This window comes from Vibrio sp. 2132-1, assembly GCF_033344315.1.
This window is the reverse complement of sequence record NZ_JAWPON010000599.1, coordinates 1-586: the sequence shown is the minus strand read 5'-3', so window position 1 is coordinate 586 and position 586 is coordinate 1. Positions and strand designations below refer to the sequence as shown.

Below are 586 nucleotides of genomic sequence, written 5' to 3'. Positions count from 1 at the left end.
GAGTTAGGAAGTGTTTAAAAAGGAAGTCGTAAGATTACTTCACGTACACGCGAGGGTTTGATGTGCCCCAAATGGTGTAAAGTTCTGGGAAGATCACGTCGGCGTTCTTCTCGATTTCTGCGGCATTGATGGTTTGAGATTTTTGGTTGCCGAACAGAACGACCTCAGAACCCGGCTTCACGCCTTTGATATCTGAAACGTCGATCATTGTTGTATTCATTGACGTTACGCCAACCACTTTTGCACGTTGACCATTAATCAGCACGTCTGCCATATTGCCCATTTTTCTTGGGTAACCGTCAGAGTAACCGACAGGAAGGTTCGCCATTACGCTTTCTTTAGTGGTTGTAAAGCTGCTGTCGTAACCCACAGTGCTGTTTTTCGGTAGGTGGTGCAGTGATGCTACGCGTGTTTTGAAAGACACGATAGAAGGGTATTCAAGGTTAGTTGGTAGATCACCGTAAAGCACACCACCAGGACGAACCATATCAAGTTGAGCTTCTGGTACGTTGAGCGCTGTGTACGAGTTCGCTACGTGCAGAAGAATATCTTCACGTTTTAGATTCGCTTCTTTAATTAGCCATGC

1 protein-coding gene is annotated in these 586 nt (G+C 45.7%); it reads right to left on the bottom strand.

Translation table 11 applies throughout. The annotated features are described in order from the left end of the window. Positions 1-34: 34 nt before the first annotated feature. On the bottom strand, positions 35-586 hold a 552-nt coding region (locus R8N47_RS26875), incomplete at its 5' end, for an alanine racemase C-terminal domain-containing protein (RefSeq protein WP_318186321.1).